Annotated in this window: 21 protein-coding genes; 13 read left to right on the plus strand and 8 right to left on the minus strand. The window is 69.4% G+C overall.

Annotated elements, in window-relative coordinates; translation table 11 throughout:
• Nucleotides 1-67 precede the first annotated feature (67 nt).
• From atzF to FS845_RS04795, 6 genes are all read left to right on the plus strand, one after another.
• Complete coding sequence (gene atzF, locus FS845_RS04770; RefSeq protein WP_144630949.1) at nucleotides 68-1,891, plus strand: allophanate hydrolase; 1,824 nt, start codon at nucleotides 68-70, stop codon at nucleotides 1,889-1,891.
• A 22-nt stretch (nucleotides 1,892-1,913) separates the two neighbouring features.
• A complete protein-coding gene (gene uca / locus FS845_RS04775; RefSeq protein WP_144630950.1) occupies nucleotides 1,914-5,585 on the plus strand; it encodes an urea carboxylase in 3,672 nt (1,223 codons plus the stop codon).
• A gap of 1 nt (nucleotide 5,586) precedes the next feature.
• Nucleotides 5,587-6,309 carry a GntR family transcriptional regulator gene (locus FS845_RS04780; protein WP_144630951.1) on the plus strand — a complete coding sequence of 241 codons (723 nt, stop codon included), beginning with the start codon at nucleotides 5,587-5,589 and terminating at the stop codon, nucleotides 6,307-6,309.
• A 123-nt stretch (nucleotides 6,310-6,432) separates the two neighbouring features.
• Entirely contained in the window at nucleotides 6,433-6,810 is a 378-nt protein-coding gene (locus tag FS845_RS04785) for a hypothetical protein (RefSeq protein ID WP_144630952.1), read from the plus strand.
• 20 nt (nucleotides 6,811-6,830) lie between these two features.
• Nucleotides 6,831-7,355 (plus strand): RNA polymerase sigma factor, encoded by a 525-nt coding sequence (locus FS845_RS04790; RefSeq protein WP_144630953.1) that lies wholly within the window; start codon nucleotides 6,831-6,833, stop codon nucleotides 7,353-7,355.
• Nucleotide 7,356: 1 nt separating this feature from the next.
• The gene (locus FS845_RS04795; protein WP_144630954.1) at nucleotides 7,357-8,178 is read left to right on the plus strand and encodes an anti-sigma factor family protein; all 822 of its coding nucleotides are present in this window, start codon (nucleotides 7,357-7,359) and stop codon (nucleotides 8,176-8,178) included.
• Between the two features lie 103 nt (nucleotides 8,179-8,281).
• Here FS845_RS04795 and FS845_RS04800 read toward each other — a convergent pair whose 3' ends face one another.
• Nucleotides 8,282-9,082 carry an EamA family transporter gene (locus tag FS845_RS04800; protein WP_144631314.1) on the minus strand — a complete coding sequence of 267 codons (801 nt, stop codon included), beginning with the start codon at nucleotides 9,080-9,082 and terminating at the stop codon, nucleotides 8,282-8,284.
• A gap of 378 nt (nucleotides 9,083-9,460) precedes the next feature.
• Here FS845_RS04800 and FS845_RS04805 point away from each other — a divergent pair, with 378 nt between their 5' ends.
• A complete protein-coding gene (locus FS845_RS04805) occupies nucleotides 9,461-10,033 on the plus strand; it encodes a chromate transporter (RefSeq protein ID WP_144630955.1) in 573 nt (190 codons plus the stop codon).
• The gene (locus tag FS845_RS04810) at nucleotides 10,030-10,554 is read left to right on the plus strand and encodes a chromate transporter (RefSeq protein ID WP_144630956.1); all 525 of its coding nucleotides are present in this window, start codon (nucleotides 10,030-10,032) and stop codon (nucleotides 10,552-10,554) included. Before FS845_RS04805 ends, FS845_RS04810 begins: the two co-directional genes overlap by 4 nt.
• 48 nt (nucleotides 10,555-10,602) lie before the next feature.
• Here the strand turns inward: FS845_RS04810 and FS845_RS04815 are convergent, their stop codons facing one another.
• A complete protein-coding gene (locus FS845_RS04815; protein WP_260986151.1) occupies nucleotides 10,603-11,628 on the minus strand; it encodes a GntR family transcriptional regulator in 1,026 nt (341 codons plus the stop codon).
• A 212-nt stretch (nucleotides 11,629-11,840) separates the two neighbouring features.
• Here FS845_RS04815 and FS845_RS04820 point away from each other — a divergent pair, with 212 nt between their 5' ends.
• Genes FS845_RS04820 through FS845_RS04840 form a run of 5 tightly spaced genes read left to right on the plus strand, consistent with a single transcriptional unit; the run spans nucleotide 11,841 to nucleotide 16,766 of the window.
• Nucleotides 11,841-12,686 (plus strand): fumarylacetoacetate hydrolase family protein, encoded by an 846-nt coding sequence (locus FS845_RS04820; RefSeq protein WP_144630957.1) that lies wholly within the window; start codon nucleotides 11,841-11,843, stop codon nucleotides 12,684-12,686.
• 4 nt (nucleotides 12,687-12,690) lie between these two features.
• A complete protein-coding gene (locus FS845_RS04825; protein WP_144630958.1) occupies nucleotides 12,691-13,866 on the plus strand; it encodes an alpha-hydroxy acid oxidase in 1,176 nt (391 codons plus the stop codon).
• The gene (locus FS845_RS04830; protein ID WP_260986152.1) at nucleotides 13,863-14,636 is read left to right on the plus strand and encodes an acetoacetate decarboxylase family protein; all 774 of its coding nucleotides are present in this window, start codon (nucleotides 13,863-13,865) and stop codon (nucleotides 14,634-14,636) included. The genes FS845_RS04825 and FS845_RS04830 overlap by 4 nt, the downstream gene beginning before the upstream one ends.
• A gap of 15 nt (nucleotides 14,637-14,651) precedes the next feature.
• Nucleotides 14,652-15,401 carry an SDR family NAD(P)-dependent oxidoreductase gene (locus FS845_RS04835; protein ID WP_144630959.1) on the plus strand — a complete coding sequence of 250 codons (750 nt, stop codon included), beginning with the start codon at nucleotides 14,652-14,654 and terminating at the stop codon, nucleotides 15,399-15,401.
• A gap of 60 nt (nucleotides 15,402-15,461) precedes the next feature.
• Nucleotides 15,462-16,766: an MFS transporter gene (locus tag FS845_RS04840; RefSeq protein ID WP_144630960.1), complete on the plus strand. Its 1,305-nt coding sequence runs from the start codon at nucleotides 15,462-15,464 to the stop codon at nucleotides 16,764-16,766.
• Between the two features lie 39 nt (nucleotides 16,767-16,805).
• On the opposite strand, the gene FS845_RS04845 is transcribed toward FS845_RS04840, so the two are convergent.
• The 6 genes from FS845_RS04845 to fdhF all read right to left on the minus strand — a co-directional run bounded on the left by FS845_RS04845 (nucleotide 16,806) and on the right by fdhF (nucleotide 24,551).
• A complete protein-coding gene (locus FS845_RS04845) occupies nucleotides 16,806-17,936 on the minus strand; it encodes a 50S ribosomal protein L11 methyltransferase (protein WP_222129958.1) in 1,131 nt (376 codons plus the stop codon).
• A 6-nt stretch (nucleotides 17,937-17,942) separates the two neighbouring features.
• Nucleotides 17,943-18,233: a type II toxin-antitoxin system RelE/ParE family toxin gene (locus tag FS845_RS04850; RefSeq protein ID WP_144630961.1), complete on the minus strand. Its 291-nt coding sequence runs from the start codon at nucleotides 18,231-18,233 to the stop codon at nucleotides 17,943-17,945.
• A gap of 530 nt (nucleotides 18,234-18,763) precedes the next feature.
• A complete protein-coding gene (locus FS845_RS04855; protein ID WP_144630962.1) occupies nucleotides 18,764-20,431 on the minus strand; it encodes an OFA family MFS transporter in 1,668 nt (555 codons plus the stop codon).
• 131 nt (nucleotides 20,432-20,562) lie between these two features.
• The gene (locus FS845_RS04860) at nucleotides 20,563-20,817 is read right to left on the minus strand and encodes a formate dehydrogenase subunit delta (protein ID WP_144630963.1); all 255 of its coding nucleotides are present in this window, start codon (nucleotides 20,815-20,817) and stop codon (nucleotides 20,563-20,565) included.
• A gap of 13 nt (nucleotides 20,818-20,830) precedes the next feature.
• Nucleotides 20,831-21,652: a formate dehydrogenase accessory sulfurtransferase FdhD gene (fdhD, locus tag FS845_RS04865; protein WP_144630964.1), complete on the minus strand. Its 822-nt coding sequence runs from the start codon at nucleotides 21,650-21,652 to the stop codon at nucleotides 20,831-20,833.
• A 22-nt stretch (nucleotides 21,653-21,674) separates the two neighbouring features.
• A complete protein-coding gene (gene fdhF / locus FS845_RS04870; protein WP_144630965.1) occupies nucleotides 21,675-24,551 on the minus strand; it encodes a formate dehydrogenase subunit alpha in 2,877 nt (958 codons plus the stop codon).
• Nucleotides 24,552-24,556 lie beyond the last annotated feature (5 nt).

A 24,556-nucleotide genomic window follows, 5' to 3' on the forward strand; every position in this document is an offset into this window, starting at 1 on the left:
TCCGGCAGCAACATGGCATGCGCATTGCTTGAGGAATCCTTACTTGCATACAAGACGGAATCCCTCGATGAACGCCAGCACCTCCATGCAGTCCCGGTCCGGTTGGACCATCGCCCAATGGCAAGAGGCCTATGCGGCCGGCGCCGCGCCGCAGGACCTGCTGGCGCCGTACCTCGAGCTCGATGCGCACGACAACGCGTGGATAGCCCGGCTGGACCGCGCGCGGCTGGATGCGCAACTGCGCGAGCTGGCGCAACGCCTGGCGTCGGCCGGCGGCGACCTCGCGAGTCTGCCGCTGTACGGCGTGCCCTTCGCCATCAAGGACAACATCGACGCGGCCGGCTGGCCCACCACGGCGGGCTGCCCCGCGTTCGCGCATGATCCCGTGGGCGATGCCACCGTGGTGGCGCGCCTGCGCGCGGCGGGGGCCATCCTGGTGGGAAAGACGAACCTGGACCAGTTCGCCACGGGCCTGGTGGGCACGCGCTCGCCGTACGGCGCGGTGGCCAACAGCTTCGATCCCGCCTACGTCAGCGGCGGCTCCAGCTCGGGCTCGGCCTCGGTGGTGGCGCGCGGCCTGGCCGTCTTCTCGCTGGGCACCGACACCGCGGGCTCGGGCCGCGTGCCGGCGGGCTTCAACAACCTGGTCGGCCTCAAGCCCACGCGAGGCTGGCTCAGCACCGCCGGGGTCGTGCCGGCCTGCCGCACGCTGGATTGCGTGTCGGTGTTCGCATTGACAGTGGACGACGCCAGCCGGGTGGCCGAGATCGCGGGCGGCTTCGATGCGTCCGATCCGTATTCGCGAGAGCGTCCCGCCTCCGCGTCGCCATGGCCGGGCAAGCCGCGCCTGGCCATCCCGGCGCAACTGGAATTCCACGGCGACGAGCAGGCACGGTTGGCCTTCGAGCAATCGGTGCGGCAGTTGCGCGAGCTGGGCGCCGACGTGCATGAGATAGACTTCACGCCCTTCGTCGAGCTGGCCGGACTGCTGTACCAGGGCCCCTGGGTGGCCGAGCGCTTCTGCGCGGTGGAAGGCCTGTGGCGCGAGCAGCCCGACGCCATCCATCCGGTGGTGCGCGGCATCGTCGAGCAGGCGTCGCGCTACACGGCCGCGGACACGTTCCGCGCCGAGTACCGCCGCGCCGACCTGGCGCGCGCCATCCACGGCGCGCTGGCCGGATTCGATGCGTTGGTGGTGCCGACCTCGCCGTCCATCTACACGATCGAGCAGCTGCAGGCGGATCCCGTCACGCTGAATTCGCGCCTGGGCCACTACACCAACTTCGCCAACCTGGCGGACCTCAGCGCGCTGGCCGTGCCTGCGGGCCTGCGCGAGGACGGCCTGCCCGTGGGCATCACGCTGATCGGCATGGCCTGGCAGGACGCCGCGCTGGCCGAGTTCGGCCGCGTGTGGCAGGCCCGCCTGGGACTGCCGCTGGGCGCCACGGGCGCGCCGCTGCCCGCGTCCGCGCCACGCACGGAGCCGCAGGCCGGCACCATCCGCGTGGCCGTGGTGGGCGCCCACCTGACCGGCATGCCGCTGAATCACCAGCTGACCTCGCGCGGCGCGGTGCTGGCGCAGCAGACCGCGACCGCTGACGGCTATCGCCTGTATGCGCTGGCCAACACCACGCCGCCCAAGCCCGGGCTGGTGCGCGCGGCGGACGGCGCGTCCATCCTGGTCGAGCTGTGGGACGTGCCCGCCGCCGCGTTCGGCAGCTTCGTGGCGGAGATTCCGGGCCCGCTGGGCATCGGCACGCTGGAGCTGGCCGACGGCCGGCTGGTCAAGGGTTTCATCTGCGAGCCGCGTGCCCTGGAAGGTGCGCGCGACATCACCGGATTCGGCGGCTGGCGCGCCTACATCGCCAGCCTGAACGCCGCCACGCGCTGATCACCATACAAGGGGAAGGAACATGTTCGACACCGTATTGATCGCCAATCGCGGCGAGATCGCCGTGCGCGCGATCCGCACGCTCAAGTCCCTGGGCATCCGCAGCGTGGCCGTGTACTCGGACCCCGACCGCGACGCGCCGCACGTGCGTGCCGCCGACGTGGCCGTGGCGCTGGGCGGAGAGAAGGCAGCCGACAGCTATTTGCGCATCGATGCGCTGCTGGACGCCGCGCGGCAGACCGGCGCGCAGGCGATCTTTCCCGGCTATGGCTTCCTGTCCGAAAGCGCCGAGTTCGCCGAGGCCTGCGAAGCGGCCGGCATCGCGTTCATCGGGCCCACCGCGCAGCAGATCCGCGAGTTCGGCCTGAAGCACCGGGCCCGCGAGCTGGCCGCGGCCGCAGGCGTGCCGATGACGCCGGGCACGGGCCTGCTGGCCAGCCTGGACGAGGCGCTGGACCAGGCCGAGCGCATCGGTTATCCCGTCATGCTGAAGAGCACCGCGGGCGGCGGCGGCATCGGGCTGTCGCGCTGCGCGGACGCCGACGAACTGCGGGCCGCGTTCGAAGGCGTGCAGCGCATGGGCACGCATTTCTTCCGCGATGGCGGCGTGTTCATCGAGCGCTACGTCGACGGCGCGCGCCACGTCGAGGTGCAGATCTTCGGCGACGGCCAGGGCCGCGTGGCCGCGCTGGGCGAACGCGACTGCTCGGTGCAGCGGCGCAACCAGAAGGTGATCGAGGAGACGCCCGCGCCCCTGCTGCCGCCCGCCACGCGGCAGGCCCTGCTGCAGGCCGCGGTGCGGCTGGGCGAGTCGGTCTCGTATCGTTCGGCGGGCACGGTCGAGTTCATCTACGACGGCGCGCGCGACAGCTTCTACTTCCTCGAGGTGAACACGCGCCTGCAGGTCGAGCATCCCGTCACCGAGTCGGTCACGGGCCTGGACGTGATCGCCTGCATGCTGCGCGTGGCCGCGGGCGAGCTGGACTGGCAGGCGATGCAGGTGCGGCCCGAAGGCGCGTCCATCGAGGTGCGCCTGTATGCCGAGGATCCGCTGCGGCAGTTCCAGCCGTCGCCGGGCGTGCTGACCGAAGTGCGCTTTCCGGACGATGCGCGCGTTGACGGCTGGGTCGAGACGGGCACCGACGTGCCGGCCTTCTACGACCCGCTGCTGGCCAAGCTCATCGTGCATGGCAAGGACCGCGCCGAGGCGCTGGACCGCCTGGCCGACGCGCTGGCGCGCACGCGCCTGCATGGCATCGCCACCAACCTGGACTACCTGCGCCAGATCGTGGACGATCCGGCGTTCCGCGCGGGCAAGGTGTCGACGCGCTTTCTCGATTCGTTCGTCTACCGCCCCGCGGCGGTGGAGGTGATCGAGGCCGGCACCTACACCAGCATCCAGGATTATCCGGGCCGCACGGGCCATTGGGACATCGGCGTGCCACCCTCGGGCCCCATGGACGACTACGCGTTCCGCCTGGCCAACCGCATCGTCGGCAACGCGCCCGAGGCGGCGGGCCTGGAGGCCACGCTGGCCGGCCCCACGCTGCGCTTCCATGCCGATACGGTGATCGCGCTGACGGGCGGCGCCTGCGCGGCCACGCTGGACGGCGCGCCCATCGCGATGTGGCAGCCCGTGGCCGTGCGGTCCGGCCAGGTGCTGGCCACCGGCCGTGTCACAGAGGGGTGCCGTGTCTATCTCGCGGTGCGCGAGGGGTTCGACGTGCCCGTGTACCTGGGCAGCCGCTCGACCTTCGCGCTGGGCCAGTTCGGCGGGCACGCCGGCCGCATCCTGCGCATGGGCGACATGCTGCCGCTGGGCCGCGGCGATGCGCGGCTGTCCGACGCGCCCATCGCGCCGCGTGCCCCGCAGGCGCCAGCCGCCGCGCTGATACCCGCCTACGGCAGCCACTGGGAGATCGGCGTGCTGTACGGGCCGCATGGCGCGCCGGACTTCTTCACCCCGGAAGCCATCGACGAGTTCTTCGCCGCCGACTGGGAAGTGCACTACAACTCCAACCGCCTGGGCGTCCGGCTGACCGGCCCCAGGCCCACGTGGGCGCGGCAGGACGGCGGCGAGGCGGGCCTGCATCCGTCCAACATCCACGATTGTGAATATGCCGTGGGCAGCATCAACTTCACGGGCGACAGCCCCGTGATCCTGACGCGCGACGGCCCCAGCCTGGGCGGCTTCGTGTGCCCCGTCACCATCGCGCGCGCCGAGCTGTGGAAGGTGGGGCAGGTGAAGCCGGGCGACCGCATCCGCTTCAAGCGCATCGACTACGCGCAAGCCGTGGCGCTGGAACGCGAGCAGGACGCGCGCATCGAGACGCTGTCGGCCCCGGGCGCCACGCACGTCGCCCTGGCCGCGCACGCGGATGGCGCGGCCACCACGCTGGTGGCCAGCCTGCCGCCCGCGCCCGGCCGCCCTGGCGTGGCCTACCGGCAGGCCGGCGACGGCTACCTGCTGCTGGAGTACGGCGAGAATGTGCTGGACCTGGCGCTGCGCCTGCGCGTGCACCTGCTGATGCAGGCGCTGCAGGCCGACCCGGTGCCTGGCATCGAAGAGCTGTCGCCCGGCGTGCGCTCGCTGCAGATCCGCTACGAAGGCCGGCGCATCTCGCAGGGCGAACTGGTCGAGCGGCTGCTGCGCATCGAGCAGGGCCTGCCGGACGCCTCGCAGGTCAAGGTGCCGACCCGCGTGGTGTACCTGCCCATGGCCTTCGAGGACGGCGCCACGTTGGGCGCAGTCGAGCGCTACCGCGAGACCGTGCGCGCCAGCGCGCCATGGCTGCCGAACAACGTGGACTTCATCCAGCGCATCAACGGCCTGGATTCGCGCGAGGACGTGCGCCGCATCGTGTTCGAGGCCAGCTATCTCGTGATGGGACTGGGCGACGTGTACCTGGGCGCGCCGTGCGCGGTGCCGATCGACCCGCGTCACCGGCTGCTGACGTCCAAGTACAACCCCGCACGGACTTTCACCGCCGAAGGCACGGTGGGCATCGGCGGCGTGTACATGTGCATCTACGGCATGGACTCGCCCGGCGGCTACCAGTTGGTGGGCCGCACGCTGCCCATCTGGAACAAGTTCCTGAAGAATTCCGTGTTCCAGGACGGCAAGCCCTGGCTGCTGCGCTTCTTCGACCAGGTGCGCTTCTATCCGGTGAGCGAGGCCGAGCTGGACGTGCTGCGCGCCGATTTCCGCGCGGGCCGCATCGGGCTGCGCATCGAGGAAGAGGTGTTCGACTACGCGCAGCATCAGCGTTTCCTGGCCGAGCACGCGGACGGCATCGCGTCGTTCCAGCAGCGGCAGCGCGCGGCCTTCGACGCCGAAGTGGCGCTGTGGCAGGCCGAGGACAGCGCCGCGCAGGATGCGCCGCCGCCCGTCGAGGAAGAAGACGTGCCGCTGGCGGCGGGGCAGAGCCTGGTGGCCGCCGACATGTCCGGCAGCGTCTGGAAGATTCCCGTGGAGGTCGGCCAGCGGGTCGAGGCGGGCGATCCGTTGGTGGTGATCGAGGCCATGAAAATGGAGCTGACCGTGGCCGCGCCGCGCGCGGGCGTGGTCGCCGCCATCCGCTGCGCGCGCGGCAGGCGGATCGACATGGGCGATCCCCTGGTGGTGCTCGACGCAGTCCAGGCCGACGCCGATGCCGAACGCACGCCCGCAGCCGAAATCGGCGCCGGAGCCTGACATGCCGTCTTCCGTGCAGATCGGTCCGGGGCTGCGCCAGTTGCCCGCGGGTTCGGGATCGCTGTCCGATGCGGTGTACGAACAGGTGAAGGAAGACCTGTTCGAATTCCGCATGCTGCCCGGCGACCTGTTCAGCGAGGGCGACATCGTGGCCCGGCTGGGCGTCAGCCGCACGCCGGTGCGGCTGGGGCTGGCGCGCCTGGAGCGCGAGGGCTTCCTGGTCTCGCGGCAGCGCAGCGGCTGGCAGGTGCGTCCCTTCGACTTCGAGCGCTTCGAGGGCCTGTACGACGTGCGCATCGTGCTGGAGCTGGCGGCCGTGGACCGGCTGTGCGGCCGCACGGAGATGGATCCTTCCGGCATCCTGGGCGCGCTGCAGGACGTCTGGCTGGTTCCGCCCGCGCAGCGCATCCGCGACGGCCGGCTGGTCGCCCAGTTGGACGAGGCGTTCCATTGCGCGCTGGTGGCCGCGGCCGGCAACCCCGAGATGGCCCAGATCCATCGCGACGTCACCGAGAAGATCCGCATCGTTCGGCGCCTGGACTTCACCAAGGAGTTCCGGGTGGACGCGACCTACGACGAGCATTGCGCGGTGCTGCGCGCCATCCTGGCGCGCAACGCCGAGCCGGCCCGGATCATGCTGAAATCGCACATCGAGATCAGCAAGGCCGAGGTGCGCAAGATCACCGTGCACATGCTGCACCAGGCGCGCGCCGGGCATCGCTGACGGCGGCGCGTTCCGGCGGGCGGCGGTTGGAATACAGTGGATGGAATAAATCGCGGGCCGCCGTCGTCTGTGGGAGAGGTGCCTGCCGATTCCGGCCCGCCCCGTCCCCAAAGGAGCCAGACCATGTCCATCCGTATCGCCGCCGCGGCCTTCGTCGCCGCCTCCGCCCTGTACGCCGCCGGCGCCCAGGCCCAGTCGCCCGCCATGACCAAGGACGGTGTCCTGGTCGACAGCAAGGGCATGACCCTCTACACCTTCGACAAGGACCAGGCCAACAGCGGCAAGAGCGTCTGCAACGGCCAGTGCGCCACCAACTGGCCGCCCGTCATGGTCTCGTCGGGCGCCAAGGCGGAAGGCGACTGGAGCATCGTCACGCGCGACGACGGCGCCAAGCAGTGGGCCCACAAGGGCAAGCCGGTGTACCTGTTCGTCAAGGACACCAAGGCCGGCGACAAGACCGGCGATGGCGTCAACGGCGTCTGGCACGTCATCAAGCCCTGATCGCCGGCAGCCGGACCGCCATGCGCGCCGAGGACGAGGCCCAGATCGTGGCCTGCATCCCCAGCCTGCGACGCTACGCGCGCGGCCTGACCGCCGACCGCCAGCAGGCCGACGACCTGGTCCAGGACACGCTGGAGCGTGCCTGGGCCCGGTTCTCGCGCTGGCAGCGGCGTGGCGAGCTGCGCGCATGGATGTTCGGCATCATGCACAACCATTTCATCGACAGCCTGCGTGCCCAGCGGCGCCAGGCCGAGTACGGCGCCGAAGCCGAGGTGCCCGAGATCCCGGTGCGCGCGGCGCAGGCCGACGGCCTGGCGCTGCGCGACCTGGGCCGCTGCCTGCAGCGGCTGCCGGCCGACCTGCGCGAGGTGCTGCTGTTGGTGGCCGTCGAGGAATTCACTTACCGCGAAGCCGCGCAGGTGCTGGACGTGCCCATCGGCACCGTCATGTCGCGCCTGTCGCGGGCCCGCGAACGCCTGGCCGTGCTGATGGCACTGCCGGACGAGGAAGCCCGGCCGTCAGGCCGGCTGCAAAGCGTCAAATGACATGAGCGATGAAACCCTGCGCGCCGTCCCGGCCACCGGGACGCCCATCACCGAGGCCGATCTGCATGCCTATGCCGACGGCCAACTGCCCGAGGCGCGCCGCGCCGGGGTCGCCGCCTTGCTGGCGCAGCAGCCCGAGGCGCGCGCGCGTGTCGACGGCTGGCGCCGCCAGAACGAGGCCCTGCGCGAGTTCCTGGATCCCGTGCTGGACGAACCCTTGCCGTTGCGCCTGCCGCTGGCGCCGCCGCGCCGCCCGTCCGCCTTCGCGGGCCGCTGGGGTGTGCTGGCGGCCGGACTGGCGGTGGCCGTGGTCAGCGCCTGCGCGGCGTGGTTCGTTCGCGGCGCGGTGGACGCGCGGCAGGCCGGGGCCGTGCCGGCCGTCGCGCAGGGCGCGGATGGCACGTCGTTCGCGCGCCGTGCGGCCGTGGCGCATGCCGTGTACGCGGCAGACGTGCGCCGTCCCGTCGAGGTCGGCGCCGACCAGCAGCAGGCCCTGGTGACCTGGCTGACCAAGCGACTGGGCGCCTCCGTGAAGGCGCCCGCGCTGGGCGGGCTGGGCTACGAGCTGGTAGGGGGGAGGCTGCTGCCCGGCGGCCAGGGTCCCGTGGCGCAGTTCATGTACACGGCCACCGACGGCCAGCGCCTGACGCTGTACGTGACGCGCGAAGCGGCCGGCGACCAGACCGCGTTCCGCTTCACGCAGGACGGCGCGGTGCGGGTGTTCTACTGGGTCGAGGGCAGCTTCGGCTATGCCCTGTCGGGCGAGGTCGACCGGGCCACGCTGCAGCGCGTGGCCGACGAGGTCTACAAGCAGCTGAGTTGATCCGCGCGGGATCGCTTGACGTGAGCGGCAGTAGCGCGCAGTCCTTGCGTTGGCCGCTGGCGGCAAGCGCCCGCCGGCGCCGAGCCGCGATGCCGCTGCCGCCTCAATCCCGCCCGCGCGTGGCCGTCACGCCCGCCGAGGCCGCAGCGATGGCCGCCACGCCCAGCCATTGCGCCAGCGTCAGCGTCTCGCCCAGGAACACCAGGCCCGACAGCGCCGCGCAGGCCGATTCCAGGCTGAGCAGCGTGCCGAACACGCGCGCCGGCAGGCGCGCCAGCACCCATACCTCCAGCGCATAGGGCAGGGCGCTGGAGAGGAACGCCACGCCCAGCGCATAGGGCAGAATCTCCAGCGAGAACATCGCCGTGCCCCCCTGCGCCAGGCCGATGGGCAGCACCGCGGCGGCCGCCACGATCGAGGCCAGCGCCACCATGGGCACGCCGCCCTTCAGGCTGGCCCGCCGGCCGTACACGATGTAGGCCGCCCAGCACACGCCGGCCGCCGCGGCGTAGAACACGCCCCACGGGTCCAGCGCGCTGCCGCCCGCATCGTGCGGCAGCAGCACCCACAGGCCGCAGGCGGCCAGCGCCACCCACAGGAAATCGACGGCGCGGTGCGACGACAGCACCGCCAGCACCAGCGGTCCGGTGAACTCGATTGCCACCGCGATGCCCAGCGGGATGCGCTCCACCGCCAGGTAGAACAGCAGGTTCATGCCGGCCAGCGACAGCCCGTAGGGCACGGCGGCGCGCCAGCCGGCACGGTCCAGCTTCAGGCGCCACGGACGCATCGCCAGCGTCAGCATCACGGCGGAGAACGACAGCCGCAGCGCCGAGGTGCCGATGGCCCCCACGGCGGGAAACAGGGTCTTGGCCAGCGCCGCCCCGCCCTGGATGGAGATCATGGCGATCACCAGCATGGTGATGGGCAACAGGGCGTTCTGGCGGGAGGCGGAGAGGGCGGCGGTGTTCATGATGCGGGGGCCGCGTGGTCGCGGCGCTGCCATTCTACGTGAGCGTGGCGGGACGGCCGCGCGTTCGCGGCGGGCGGCACGCAGCGGTGTTGCGCGGGCGCGCCTGGGCGGCCGGATCGCCTGCGCCAGAGGTTTCCATTGCAGTTCTCCGCCGCCGCGCGAGCACAGGCGCGCGTGCACCGGTGCGGCAAGCGCGGGCCGAGGCGAGGGGCACGGTTCTTTACACATGGACAGCGCATCGTACCGGGAGTAGGCTCCCCGGTTTCGTCCAACCCGCCTTGCCGCCGGGGCCGCCCGGCCATTTCGTCCATGGATCCGACCCAGCCCGTCCAGCCGTCCGACGCCGACACCGCGCCGCCGCCCACCCGCCTCGAACTGTTCATGGGCTTCCTCACGCTGGGCATGACGTCCTTCGGCGGCGCGCTGCCGCTGGCGCGCCGCATGATGGTCGAGCGGCGCCGCTGGCTGACCGGCCTGGAATTCACCGAGCTGCTGGGCCTGTGCCAATTTCTGCCGGGCGGCAACATCATCAACATGTCGGTGGCCATCGGCATGAAGTTCCGCGGCCCCACGGGCGCCTTCGCCGCGATGATGGGCCTGATCGCCGTGCCCACCGCGGTGGTCATCATGCTGGGGGTGGTGTACGACCGCTACAGCGCCGATCCGCACGTGCAGCACGTCTTCGCCGGCCTGGCGGCCGCGGCGGCGGGCCTGCTGGTGGCCATGGCCATCAAGATCGTGATGCCGCTGCGCCGCAACGTGGTGGGCCTGTTGCTGGTGGCCGCCGCCTGCCTGGCCATCGCCGTGCTGCGCACGCCGCTCCTGCCGACCATGCTGGTGCTGACGCCGATCAGCGTACTGCTGGCGCGGAGGCCCAAATGAGCGCCACCCTGATCGCCATGGTGGTCATCTTCACCCAGTTGTCGCTGCTGGCCTTCGGCGGCGGCAACACCATCCTGCCCGAGATGCAGCGCCAGGTGGTGGAGATCCACGGCTGGATGTCCGCCGCGGACTTCAGCGCCCTGTTCGCGCTGAGCCAGGCCGCGCCCGGCCCCAATCTGATGATCGTGCCGCTGGTGGGCTGGCACGTGGCCGGCTGGGCGGGAATGCTGGTCACCTCGCTCGCCAAGTTCGGCCCGTCCTCGCTGGTCACCATCATCGTGATGGGCCTGTGGGAACGCTTTCGCCACAAGCCGTGGCGCATGCGCCTGCAGGCCGGCCTGGTCCCCGTGACCGCCGGCATGGTGGCCGCCAGCGCGTGGCTGATCATCGAGAGCTCGGTCCACAACTGGCTGCTGGCCGTGATCGCGGCGGGCACCGCGGCCGCGTCGGTGCTGACGCGCGTGCATCCGCTGTGGACGCTGGCGGCGGGGGCGGTGCTGGGGTTGGCGGGGAGTTTCTGACGCCTGTGCCGCGTCGCCCAGGCGTGCGGCCACGAGGCGCCGGCGCCATCACGCCTTGGCCAGGTAGGACGGCATGGCGTCCTGCCGCATGCTCTGGGCGCCATGAAAGCGCTGCAGCCATCGGTCGTCCGCCTGCTTCAGGTGATCGTGCAGGGCCTGCGCGGCTTTCGTGGCCTGCCCCGCAAGCAGCAACTCATAGATCCGCGCATGTTCGCGCAGTGCGTCCTCGATCAGCACCAGCGGAATGTGCAGCACCGGATCGAACAGGTATCGCGTGGGGACGAACAGCACGCGGGTGCGCGCCAGCGCATGCAGTATTTCCTCATTCGGGCAGTGCGACAGCAGCCGGACATGCAGGTCGTTCTCCACCACGTCGGTATCGAAATTCTCCCGCGGAAAGCCGTCCAGCGCCTCCAACACCGTGCGGCGCGCGTGCTCCAGATACTCGGCGGGCACGTGCGGCGCGGCCTGCAGCAGCGCCTGGGGCTCCAGCAGCCAGCGCAGTTCGTACAGGTGATGCGTCTTGTCGGGCGTGACCTGGGGCGCGATCCAGCCGCCCAGCGCGTCCTTGGCGACAAGCCCCACGCTGTGCATGCGGGCCAGCACATCGCGCACCACCGTGCGGCTGACGCCGAAATGCTCCGCCAGCCGTTCCTCGACGATGCGCACGGACGAGAAGATCATCCGTGTACAGAGCTCTCGCTCCAATTGCCCATACATGCGTTCCCACTGGGGCACCGACTGGATCTTGACCGTCTCCAAGACCGCGCGCCGCATGGCGGGCCCCGGCTTGCCGAGCTGCCGCGGCTCGCGCGGCAGGCCGACAACCTCATAGCCACGGCCCGCCGATTCCCGTATCAGGTTTTCCATGCACAGCTGCTTTAGCGCATGTCGCGCGGGCGAACGGCTGATGCCGAACGCCTTGGCAACCTGAGCTTCAAGCAGGCGTTCGCCCGGCGTCAGGCGGCCGGCATCGATCATGCCCTTGAGCAACAAGTAGGCCCGCTCCTGAATGGAATAGCGCGCCATGTCGGGGGATTCGTGGGTCAGTTCCAGCATGCGTTCTTCGGCCACGGGTGCCTCGGCGGGCACCCTCTCGGAAGGAATGGTAGCGCGGCCGCGCAGCGTGTCGCAGCCGGCATGGCGCGCGCGCCGTGCCGGTCCCCTGGCGCTGGATGTGCGTAGTACGGACTTTCCCTAATAAAATGTACTTCGCACACAATGTACATTTAAGTCATGACCGAACAGGCGGCGCCGTGCCGCAACCCTAGGAAGGAGACTGCGGCATGAAGTTGGTACGTTGGGGAGAGCCAGGCATGGAGCGGCCAGGAATGCTGGACATGGACGGCCAGGTCCGCGACCTGTCGAGCGTGGTTCCCGACATCGCGGGCGAGGTATTGTCCGATGCCGGCAGGGCCCGCTTGGCCGGCCTGGCGCGCGAGGACCTGCCCGTCGTGCCGGCCGGCGCCCGGCTGGGGCCCTGCGTCGGCCGGGTGGGCAAGATTGTCTGCATCGGCCTGAACTATCGCGATCACGCCCGCGAGGCCGGCTTGCCCGAACCGAAGGAGCCGATCATCTTCCTGAAGGCGGCCAGTGCGATCGTGGGCCCGACCGATCCCGTCGTGGTGCCGCGCGGTGCGCACAAGGTCGATTGGGAAGTCGAGCTGGGCGTGGTCATGGGCAAGACAGCGCGCGACGTCGCTGCGGACCAGGCGTTGTCGCACGTGGCCGGCTATTGCATCGTCAACGATGTCTCGGAGCGCGCCTGGCAGATGGAACGAGGCGGGCAGTGGGACAAGGGTAAGTCCGCCGACACCTTCGCGCCGCTGGGTCCCTGGCTGGTCACGTCCGACGAGGTGGCGGACCCGCAGAAGCTGGCGCTGCAGCTGGACGTCGACGGGGTGCGCCGGCAAGACGGCACCACCGCGGACATGATCTTCGGCGTCGCCCAACTGATTGCCTACGTCAGCGGATTCATGAGCCTGCACCCCGGCGACATCATTGCAACGGGCACACCGGCAGGCGTCGGCATGGGGCATCAGCCTGCCGTCTATCTGCGGGCCGGCCAGGCCATGCGCCTGGGCATCGAGGGCCTGGGCGAGCAACGCACGCCGTTGGTCGCGGCGGCTTGAACCCATGGCGACGCCCATCACCTGCATCGGCGATCTCCAGGCCATGGCCCGCCGCCGCGTGCCTGGCATCTTCTATGACTACGTGGACAGCGGCTCCTGGAGCGAATCGACCTATCGGGCGAACGGCGAAGACCTGGCCGGACTGCGATTCCGTCAGCGGGTGGGCCGCAACGTCGCCGATATCCAGGTGGGCACCACGCTGCTGGGCCTGCCGGCCGCCATGCCGGTGGGACTGGCGCCAGCTGGTCTGACTGGCATGCTGCACCCCGATGGCGAGATCCTGGCCGCCCGCGCAGCCGCACGGGCCGGCGTGCCCTACGTGCTGTCCACCGTCAGTATCTGCTCCATAGAGGACCTCGTGCAGCACGACGTGGGGCCCTTCTGGTTCCAACTCTATGTGATGAAGGACAGGGACTTCATCGAGCGCCTGATCGAGCGTGCTCGCGCCGCCCGGTGTTCCGCTCTGGTGCTGACCATGGATCTGCCCATCCAGGGTCAGAGGCACAAGGACATACGCAACGGACTGTCGGTGCCCCCGCGCATCGACCTGCGCAATCTATCCCGCCTGCTGTCGCGGCCCCGCTGGTGCGCGGGCATGCTGGGCACGCCGCGCCGTACGTTCGGCAACATCGTCGGCCATGCGCAGGGCGTGTCAGGCACGCTAGGCTTCTCGGAATGGGTTGGCCACCAGTTCGACCGCACGGTGTCATGGGACGACGTGCGATGGCTCAAGAAGCAGTGGGGCGGCAGGCTCGTGGTCAAGGGAATCCTCGATCCCGACGACGCGCGCCGCGCCGTGGACGCCGGCGCCGACGCACTGATCGTTTCGAACCATGGCGGCCGCCAACTGGACGGCGCGTCCTCCTCCATACGGGAGCTGCCCGCCGTGGTCCGCGCCGTGGGCGACCACGCCGAGATCTATTTCGATGGCGGCGTGCGCAGCGGCCAGGATGTGCTGCGCGCCCTGGCGCTTGGGGCGCGAGCGGCATTCATCGGCCGCGCCTATCTATACGGGCTGGGCGCGCAGGGCGAGGCAGGGGTGACCCGCTGCCTGGACATCCTGCGCCGCGAACTGGAGGCCACCATGGCCCTGTGCGGCCTTGCCCGCATCGCGGATGCCAGCCCCGCCGCCATTCTCAATCCTTATTCCGCATCGATGACCCAAGGAGACCCTGTATGACCCGGATGTTTGGAAACTACAAGATGCACGATGGCAGCGGCGTCAATCCGCCATACTCGCCCGCCTATCCCGTCGAATGGGAGTGCCCCCTGCGTACGCTGGAGGTCGTCACGCGTGTTGATCCCCGTAAGGTCGAGAAGCTGCTGGCGGACACGCCCTTTGAATTGGTCAACGACCGGGTCGCCTTCCGCTTCATGCTGTCGCCCGGGCATACGCTGGCGATCCATGCCGGGCAGATGTTCGACCTGATGGTCACCGTGCCGGTCCGCTACCAGGATCTATACACGCAGACGCATATCTACATGTACTGCAGCGACCCGATGGGCATCTGCGCGGGACGCGAACTGTTCGGGTACACGAAGAAGGACACCCACTATGCCTTCGACGAAACGCCGGACGGCGGCGTCAGCGGATGGGTGCGCCGCCGGAACGTACCGCTGGTGGACTACCGCTTCACGCCCGACAGCGCCGCGCCGCTGGTACTGCTGACCGACGACGCCGATCAGCCGGGCGGGGAGATCCACGTGCGCCGCCTTCCCGATCCCGAGCGGGTGGGAACCGCCTATGCCGACATCGTCTATCGCCGCACGCCGCTGCAGTATTCCGCGCCTGTCGCCGGCCGCATCGACTGGCGGTTGCACGCCAGCGAATACGATCCCATTGCCGACCTGGAGCCCGAGGTGCTGAGCGCGCACTTCATGGTCTCCGAAGTCTACGGCGGCGGTTTCGCCGTCGAAGACCGGCGCCTGCTCAAGCGCCTCACTCCCTGATATGGCGCATCGGACATGACCGGCAACGTGGCAGTTGTTACCGGGGCGGCGGGCGGCATCGGCGTGGCCGTCGCGACGACCCTCGCGCGGCAGGGATGGCGGCTGGTCCTGACCGACCGTGCCGGCCAGCCGCTGGATGTGGCGATCCGCGCGTGTGAGGCCGCCACGGAGGTGCTCGCCGTGGCCGCAGACGTGACGCGCGAGGCAGAGGTGCAGGCACTGGTGCGGCAGGGGCTGGAACACTTCGGCAGGCTGGACGGGTTCGTCAGCAACGCCGGCGTGGCGGGTGAAATGCAGCCCATCGAGGCCTGCTCGGCCGAGGTCTTCCAGCACACCATGGCCGTCAACGTGCTGGGCACGTTCCTGTGCCTGAAGCATGCCGTGCCGGCGCTGCGCGCGGCCGGCGGCGGCAGTTTCGTGGCGGTGGGATCGACCTCGTCGATCCGCGGCCGGGCCAATCTCGCGGGCTATGTCGCGAGCAAGCACGCGGTGCTTGGCCTGGTGCGCACGGCGGCGCTGGAACAGGTCGGCACCCCGGTGAGGATCAACGCCGTCCTGCCCGGTCCGACACAGACCGCCATGATCGACGCCATCAAGGCGATGGCGGCAAACAGGCATCCAGGGGGCGCCGTCGCGCGCGCGGTGGCGGCGCCCGAGGGCGTTCCGGACGACGTGGCCTCCAGCGTGGCCTTCCTGCTCTCGGACGCCTCGCGGCACATGAATGGCGCGGCGCTCGTGATCGACGGGGGCAGCACGCTGGCCTAGCGCGCCGTTGCGCGCCCCATTCCCCATCCTTGCATGGACCAGACCAACAGGAGACAAGACATGCAGACCATCGCCAATCCGCTGCCCGTGGACCGGCCGGCAACGGCGCAGCACAAGCGCGCGCTGATCGCCGCGTGCATCGGCAATTTCATCGAGTACTTCGATTTCGTCATCTATGGGTATTTCGCGCCGGTCATCGCGCTGCTGTTCTTTCCGTCGGACGATCCCGCGGCCAGCCTGCTGCTGACCTTTGCCGTGTTTGCCATCAGCTATGCATCCCGGCCGATCGGCGGCCTGGTGTTCGGCCACCTGGGAGATCGCTACGGCCGCAAGACCCCGCTGGCGGTCGCGATCCTGTTGATTGCCGCCGCCACGACCGCCATCGGGCTGATGCCTACGTATGCGGCCATCGGCATCGCCGCGCCCATCCTGCTGACGGTGGCGCGGCTGATTCAGGGGATTTCCGTCGGCGGCGAGTACGGCGGAGCGACCTCATTCATCTCCGAATATGCGCCGCCCAACCGGCGCGGGTTCTACACGGGATGGCAGACTTTCACGATCGGCCTTGCGCTGCTGGTGGGGGGCGGGGTGGCCTCGTTGATCACGGGCATGCTCACTACCGAGCAGTTGCATTCCTGGGGATGGCGGCTGCCGTTCCTGGCCGGCGTGCCATTGGGCCTGGTCGGCCTGTACCTGCGCCTGAAGCTGGAGGAGACCCCGCACTTCTCGTCCGTGCAGGAACACGCCGAGGTCGAGAAGGCACCGCTGCTGACCGGGCTGAAGAAGGAGTGGCGCGCCATCCTGATCGGCATGGGACTGATATCCGCCCCGTCCGCGTGCATCTACATCTACTACATCTACTCGCCCACCTATTTGGCGCGTGTACTGGGATTCGGCCTGGCGGAGGCCCAGCGGGCGAACCTGTACAGCCTGGTGTTCTACTGCGTGCTGCTGCCGTTCTTCGCGTTGCTCAGCGACATCGTCGGCCGCAAGCCCTTGATGCTGATCAGCGCGCTGGCCGTTGCGCTGGTCACGTATCCGGCGTTCCATCTGCTGGACCCCAACAACTTCGGGCAGACGGTGTTCGGCCTGTGCCTGATGAGCCTGGCTTTCGCTCCGCATTCGGCCACGGCGCTGTGCGCGATGTCCGAGATCATGCCCACGCGCCTGCGCTACACCGGCCTTTCCATCAGCCTGAATATCCCGGTCACGCTGCTTGGAGGCACCGCGCCGTTCCTCGCCACGTATTTCGTCGCGCAGACCGGCAATCCATTGTCGCCATCCTGGATCGTGGTGGGCGCGGCGGTGCTTACCTTGATTGCGGTGCTGGCCTACAAGGAAACCTTGAAGACCGGCTTGCGCTAGCGCTGTCGGTGGTGTTGGACCGGCCGGGGCGGCGGGGAGTCAAGCCGCCGCCAACCGCCACAACGACGTCACTTCCGCGGCCCTTTCCGCATGCAGCGGGTCGCTGGTGTCCGCCGCGCGGCCATGGCGCGGCTTGGCGTCCAGGCGGTCCAGCACCTTCAGGCCGGCCGCCTCGATCCACGCCTGCAGATCGCCCGGCGCGCGCAATTGCAACCGTTCCGCCAGGTCCGACATGATCAGCCAGCCTTCGCCTTCCGGCGCCAGGTGCTCGCGCAGGCCCTGCAGGAAGCCGCGCAGCATGCGGCTGTCGGGGTCGTACACGGCATGTTCCAGCGGCGATCCGGGCTTGGCCGGCAGCCAGGGCGGATTGCACACGATCAGCGGCGCCGTGCCCGTGGGAAACAGGTCGGCGCGCTTGACCACGATGCGTTGCTTCAGGCCCAGCCGGCCCACGTTGTCCTTGGCGCAGGCCAGGGCGCGCTCGTCCTGGTCGGTGGCGATGATGCGCTTCACGCCCAGCTTGGTCAGCACCGCGGCCAGCACGCCGGTACCGGTGCCGACGTCGAATGCCAGGTCCTGCGTGGGCAGCGGCGCGCGCGCGACCAGGTCCAGGTATTCGCCGCGCACGGGTGAGAACACCCCGTAGTGAGGATGGATGCGCCCGGCCAGCGGGCCGATCTCGACACCCTTGTGGCGCCATTCGTGCGCGCCGATCAGGCCTTGCAACTCGCGCAGCGAGATGGCATAGGCCTCGTCCACGTCGCCATAGACCTCCTGGCAGGCCTCGCGCACGTCTGGCGCGCGCCGCAGCGTGATGGTGTGGTCGGCCTGCACGGGCACCAGGATCATGCCCAGCGTGCGGGCCCGCTGCGCCTGCGCCATGCGCACGCGGTTGAAGCGCTCGCGCGGCTCGCCCTCGATCGGCTTGGCGCGCTTGTCGATGCGCCGCGCGATGGCCTGCAGCAGCAGCCGCGCATTCTGGAAGTCGCCTTGCCAGAGCAGCGCCGTGCCCTCGCTGGCCAACCGGAACGCCGCGTCGGCCGACAGCGTGTCGTCGGCCGTGATCACGCGGGTGGGGGGCGCCAGGCCGCGCTCGGAGCGCCACCGCAGTTGATGTTCGGCGCCGGATTCGGTCCAGGTCAGGATGGGGAAGGGGGAGTGTTCAGTCACGGAGTGTCAGTGTTGCCGGTTCTCTCGGTGCTCGAAAAGACGAATCACGCGTAGCTCGCCAACGTGCTCGTCGATGTCGTAGCGGATTTCATAACGGGACCACAATCCGCGACGCACCTCGCCTTCGAATTGCTTGAGTTGGCGCCAAACGCGCGGATTGATCGGCAGGCGCTCCACAAAATGGAGCAATCCGGAGGCGACGCGCTCGGCAGCCGCTTCGCCATTATGAACCGATTGGAAGAGGTACAGGCGTTGAAGATCCTGGACGGCCTCGTCCGCCCATACGATCCGCAGCATCAACGGCTCGGGTCGTATTTTCCAGTTCGAGGACGAGGCGTGGGCAGGGGAGCGGCTTGGCCGAGGGATTCGACCCAGGCCCGTACGCGTTCATGAGACACCACCTGGCCAGCCCGAACGCTAGCCAGGCCGGTGCGCGTCAGGGCGTCTCGGTCGTCCTGTTCGGCACGGGTAGCCGGCAGGTCGATTACGCGGTCAGGGAAAGCCTTGATGCCCATTCGTTTGTCCGGCCAGGAGGATTTAACTCCGTATTTTAACGTCTTGGCCTGAGTGCGGGCACAGGGTGCCATTTATCGGACACAGTGCCCCCACCGCCATCGTCCGTACCTACGCACGGACGCCAGGCGGCGTGTTCACGTTCGTTGCATTGAATTATTGTCAGCCGCGGACTTGCCGGAGAAGTCACGCCCGCAGCGCGGCAGCGCGAGGACGAGACTTCGCAGGTAAGTCCGCGGCGGCCAGAAGAACTCGAATCGACGCACGATCCAGGTCCAACACCGAGCCACGACCGCGCACGGACATCCTCGCGTTCAGTGGAACAGCACCACCGCCTTCTGCAACGTGATCCAGATCCCCCACGCCATCGGGATTCCCACGCACGCCCAGGCCGCCAGCACCAGCGCGATGGGCGTGCGGAACGTCGAGCTGGACTGCCCGCGCACCTCGGAGGCCGCCGCGCGTTCGTGCGCCAGCGCCTTCTCGCGCGCCAGTTCCTCGTCGTTCATGAAGTACTTGGGATTCACCGGCCGGATGGCCAGGTTGCACAGGAAGCCCAGCACCAGCATCCCGGCCAGGATGTACATGGTGACGTCGTACACCTGCGCGCGCGGCACGCCCAGCGACAGCTGGTATTCGCGGATGTAGTTCACCAGCACCGGGCCGAAGATGCCCGCCGCCGACCACGCCGTCAGCAGCCGGCCGTGGATCGCGCCCACCATCTGCGTGCCGAACAGGTCGGCCAGGTAGGCCGGCACCGTGGCGAAGCCGCCGCCGTACATCGACAGGATGATGCAGAACGCGCCCACGAACAGCGCCAGCGAGCCGGCGTGCGCCGACCACGGGATCGACGCGTACAGCGCGAAGCCCAGCACGAAGAACGTCATGTAGGTCAGCTTGCGGCCCAGCTTGTCCGACAGGCTGGCCCAGAAGAAGCGGCCGCCGATGTTGAACAGGCTGAGCAGGCCGGTGAAGCCCGCCGCGATGGCGGCGATGGCGGCCAGTTGCGCCTTGTCCAGTTCGCCGTAGCCGAGCTGCGGCTGGTCGATCAGGATGCCGCCGAACACCTCCTGCAGCAGCGGCGAGGCCATGCCCAGGATGCCGATGCCGGCGGTCACGTTCAGGCACAGCGCCAGCCACACCAGCCAGAACTGCGGGATGCCCCACACGCGCTTCACGTGCACATGGCCCTTGGTGATCATGGCGTTGTTGGCCTGGTTGGCCGGCGGCGCCCAGCCCTCGGGCTTCCAGCCGGTGGGCGGCACGCGGTAGCCCATGGCGCCCGAGATCATGAAGACGAAGTAGACGATCGCCATGGTCAGGAAGGTCTGCCACACGCCGGGCGAGGTGGGCGTGGCGAAGTGGCGCATCAGCATGTCGGCCAGCGGGGCGCCGATCATCGCGCCGCCGCCGAATCCCATGATGGCCATGCCGGTGGCCATGCCGCGCCGGTCCGGAAACCACTTGATCAGGGTGCTGACGGGCGAGATGTAGCCCAGGCCCAGCCCGATGCCGCCGATCACGCCCGAGCCCAGCCACAGCATCCACATCTGGTGCAGGTAGATGCCGATCGACGAGATGACCAGGCCGCCGCACCAGCACACGGCAGACACCACGCCGGCCTTGCGCGGGCCGGCGCGTTCCAGCCAGCCGCCCCACAGCGCCGCCGAGCATCCCAGCAGCACGAAGAACAGCGTGTACATCCACCCCATCGTGGAGATGCGCCAGTCGCACTGCGTGGTGAACAGTTCCGCCATCAGGCTCATGTCGGCCGGGCAGGCCAGCGGCGCGGAACCGCCGACGGCCCGCGACAGCGGCAGCCAGAACACGGAAAAACCGTAAGCCATCCCTATGCACAGGTGGATGGCCAGCGCGGCGGGCGGCACCAGCCATCGGCTGAAGCCGGGGCCGGCGATGGTGCGCTCCTTGGCCAGAATGCCCGGGCGTGAGCCCGGCAGGTCGAGCGTGGTGGATTGGCTCATGGTGGTGTCTCCTCCTGGGTCGCGGCTCTGTGCCGCTTTTATGTGATCGGCTTGCTGCAAGGGAAAGCTGCGCGCCGCGCGCCCGGTCGGACGCGCGGCGTTTCAAGGGGCGGTATTGTGCCCTGAAAAGATCATTGCGCCACGCGCGGCGTCAGGCGCGTGCGCTGCGCCGTCACCGTGGCCAGCACCAGCGGATGCAACTGCTGCGTGCCCGCGTCGCCATCCGGATGCTCGGCCAGGAAATCCAGCAGCTCGCGGCGCATGCGCGGCTCCCAGAACTTCTGGATGTGATTGGCCACGCCTTCAGTGGCTTCGTCGTGGTCGGGCATGGCCGCGAAGAAGTCGCCGATGCGGTTGGCCATGCGGATGAGGTTGCCGATTTCCATGCGGGTTCCGCCCTCAGGGGATGATGCGTTCGGGATGGGTATAGATGGTGGCGTCGGCCTGCCGCATGAAGCCCAGCAGCGTCAGGTTCGCGCGCTGCGCGGTGCGGATGGCCAGGGCGGTGGGCGCCGACACGGCGGCCAGCACGCCGGTGCCGGCGGACGCCGCCTTCTGCACCATCTCGAAGCTGGCACGGCTGGACACCACGATCATGCCCGCCGAGGCGTCGCGGCCGTCGCGGGCCAGGGCGCCGATCAGCTTGTCCAGGGCGTTGTGGCGGCCGACGTCCTCGCGCACCAGCTCGATGGCGCCGTCCAGCCGCGCCCAGCCGGCCGCGTGGGTGGCGCCCGTCAGGTCGTGCAGCGGCTGGCGCGCGCGCATGTCGCGCATGGCCTGCAGCACCGCGCCCGCGGACGCCCGGGCGCCGGCCGTCACGGGCGGCACGTCGCGCAGCACTTCGGGCAGGGTCTCGACGCCGCACAGGCCGCAGCCCGTGCGTCCCGCCATGGCGCGGCGGCGCTCGCGCAGCCGCACCGCGCAGGCCGTGGCGATCTCCAGCTCCACCACGATGCCGTCGCACTGCGGGCGCAGCTCGATGCCGCGCACGTCCGAGGCGCTGCCCACGATGCCTTCGGTCAGGGCGAAGCCCATCGCGAAGTCCTCCAGGTCGGCCGGCGTGGCCAGCATGGTGGCGTGGCTGATGCCGTTGAACTCCAGCGCCACCGGGGTTTCGTCGGCGACGTGGTCGTCCTGCGCCGCGGAGGCGATGGCGCCCGCGCGCACGCGGGTCACGCGCACCTGGGCGCTGTCGGCGCGGGAAGCTGGAGTGTCGGGCATGCGATCCTTGGCGGCTGTCGGGTTATTTCCCGCTGAGCGCCGCTTCGTTCTCGCGGGCCCGTTCGCGCAGCAGCTTTTCCTGGATGTCGGAGAAGCGCGTCCATTGGCGCTGCCACTCGGAAGGCTGCGACACGCGGGTCACCTGCACGGCCGTCACCTTGTACTCGGGGCAATTGGTGGCCCAGTCCGAGTTGTCGGTGGTGACGACGTTGGCGCCCGACTCGGGAAAGTGGAACGTGGTGTATACCACGCCCGGCTGCACCCGGTCGGTGATGATGGCGCGCAGCACCGTCTGGCCGGCCCGGCTCTGTATGCCAACCCAGTCGCCGTCGGCCACGCCGCGGTCCTCGGCATCCTGCGGATGCAGCTCGAGCAGATCCTCGCTGTGCCAGGCCACGTTGGGCGTGCGGCGCGTCTGCGCGCCCACGTTGTACTGGGACAGGATGCGGCCCGTGGTCAGCAGCAGCGGGAACTTGCGGGTGCTGCGCTCGTCCGTCGGGATGTACTGCGTGATCATGAACTTGCCCTTGCCGCGCACGAAGTGGTCGATGTGCATGGTGGGCGTGCCCTCGGGCGCATCGTCGTTGCACGGCCATTGCAGGCTGCCCAGGCGCTCGAGCTTCTCGTACGTCACGCCCGCGAAAGTCGGCGTCAGGCGCGCGATCTCTTCCATGATCTGGCGCGGATGCGTGTAGTCCATGCGGTAGCCCAGCGCGTTGGACAGCGCCACCGTCACTTCCCAGTCCGCCTTGCCGTTCTTGGGCTCCATCACCTTGCGCACGCGCGAGATGCGGCGCTCGGCGTTGGTGAACGTGCCGTCCTTCTCCAGGAACGACGAGCCCGGCAGGAACACGTGGGCGTACTTCGCGGTCTCGTTCAGGAACAGGTCCTGCACCACGATGCATTCCATCGAGGCCAGCGCGGCCGCCACGTGCTGTGTGTTGGGGTCGGACTGCACGATGTCCTCGCCCTGGCAGTACAGGCCCTTGAAGCTGCCGCCCAGCGCGGCCTCGAACATGTTGGGAATGCGCAGGCCCGGTTCGGGCTGCAGCGTCACGCCCCAGGCCTGTTCGAACTGGCCGCGCACCACGTCGTCGGAGATGTGGCGATAGCCCGGCAGTTCGTGCGGGAACGAGCCCATGTCGCACGAACCCTGCACGTTGTTCTGGCCGCGCAGCGGGTTCACGCCCACGCCCTCGCGGCCGACGTTGCCGGTGGCCATGGCCAGGTTGGCGATGCCCATCACGGTGGTCGAGCCCTGGCTGTGTTCCGTCACGCCCAGGCCGTAGTAGATGGAGCCGTTGCCACCCGTGGCGTACAGGCGGGCCGCGCCGCGCACGGCCTCGGCCGGCACGCCGGTGGTGGCCTCCATGGCCTCGGGCGAGTTCTCGGGGCGCGACACGAATTCGCGCCATTCGTTGAAGGCCTTGGGTTCGCAGCGCTCGGCCACGTAGGCTTCGTCGATCAGGCCCTCGGTGGCGATGACGTGCGCCAGCGAAGACAGCAGCGCCACGTTGGTGCCGGGCCGCACCTGCAGGTGGTAATCGGCCTTGATGTGCGGCGAGCTGACCAGCTCGATGCGGCGCGGATCGATCACGATCAGCTTGGCGCCCTGGCGCAGGCGCCGCTTCAGGCGCGAGGCGAACACCGGGTGGCCGCTGCTGGGATTGGCGCCCATCACGATGACCACGTCGGTGTGCATCACCGAGTCGAAGGTCTGCGTGCCGGCCGATTCGCCCAGCGTCTGCTTCAGGCCATAGCCCGTGGGCGAATGGCACACCCGCGCGCAGGTGTCGACGTTGTTGGTGCCGAAGGCCGCGCGCACCAGCTTCTGCACCAGCCAGGTCTCTTCGTTGGTGCAGCGCGACGAGGTGATGCCGCCGATGGCGTCGCGGCCGTGCTCGCCCTGGATGCGACGGAACTCCGACGCCGCGTAATTGATGGCCTCGTCCCACGACACTTCCTGCCACGGGTCGCTGATGTGCTTGCGGATCATGGGCTTCAACACGCGTTCCTTGTGCGTGGTGTAGCCCCAGGCGAAGCGTCCCTTCACGCACGAGTGGCCTCGGTTGGCCTGGCCGTCCTTCCACGGCACCATGCGCACCACTTCCTGGCCCTTCATGTCGACCTTGAAGGCGCAGCCCACGCCGCAATAGGCGCAGGTGGTGACCACCGAGTGCTCGGCCTGGCCCATCATGATGACGGTCTTTTCCTGCAGCGTGGACGTCGGACAGGCCTGCACGCAGGCGCCGCACGACACGCATTCGCTGTCCAGGAAGGACTGGCTCTGGCCCGGCGACACGCGCGACTCGAAGCCCTTGCCCGAGATGGTCAGCGCGAAGGTGCCCTGCGTTTCCTCGCAGGCGCGCACGCAGCGGTTGCAGACGATGCACTTGGACGGGTCGTACGAGAAGTACGGATTCGATTCGTCCTTGGCGTCGTCCAGGTGGTTGGCGCCGTCGTAGCCGTAGCGCACGTTGCGCAGGCCCACCACGCCGGCCATGTCCTGCAGTTCGCAGTCGCCGTTGGCCGGGCAGGTCAGGCAGTCCAGCGGGTGGTCGGAGATGTACAGCTCCATCACGCCGCGGCGCAGCTCGTGCAGCTTGGGCGTCTCGGTGTAGACGATCATGCCGTCTTCGGCGGGCGTGGTGCACGAGGCCGGATAGCCGCGCCGGCCGTCGATCTGCACCAGGCACAGGCGGCACGAACCGAAGGCCTCCAGGCTGTCGGTGGCGCACAGCTTGGGGATGTTGATGCCGGCCTCGGCGGCCGCGCGCATCACCGATGTGCCTTCGGGCACCGAGATTTCCTGGCCGTCGATGGTCAGGGTGACGAGCTTTTCGGAGACGCGGGCCGGGGTGCCCAGGTCGCGCTCGCGCTTGATGACGGTTTCGAGCATGGCGT

Origin of the sequence: Bordetella genomosp. 13 (assembly GCF_007679965.1) — a bacterium.
In the GTDB taxonomy this organism is placed as follows: Bacteria; Pseudomonadota; Gammaproteobacteria; order Burkholderiales; family Burkholderiaceae_B; genus Bordetella.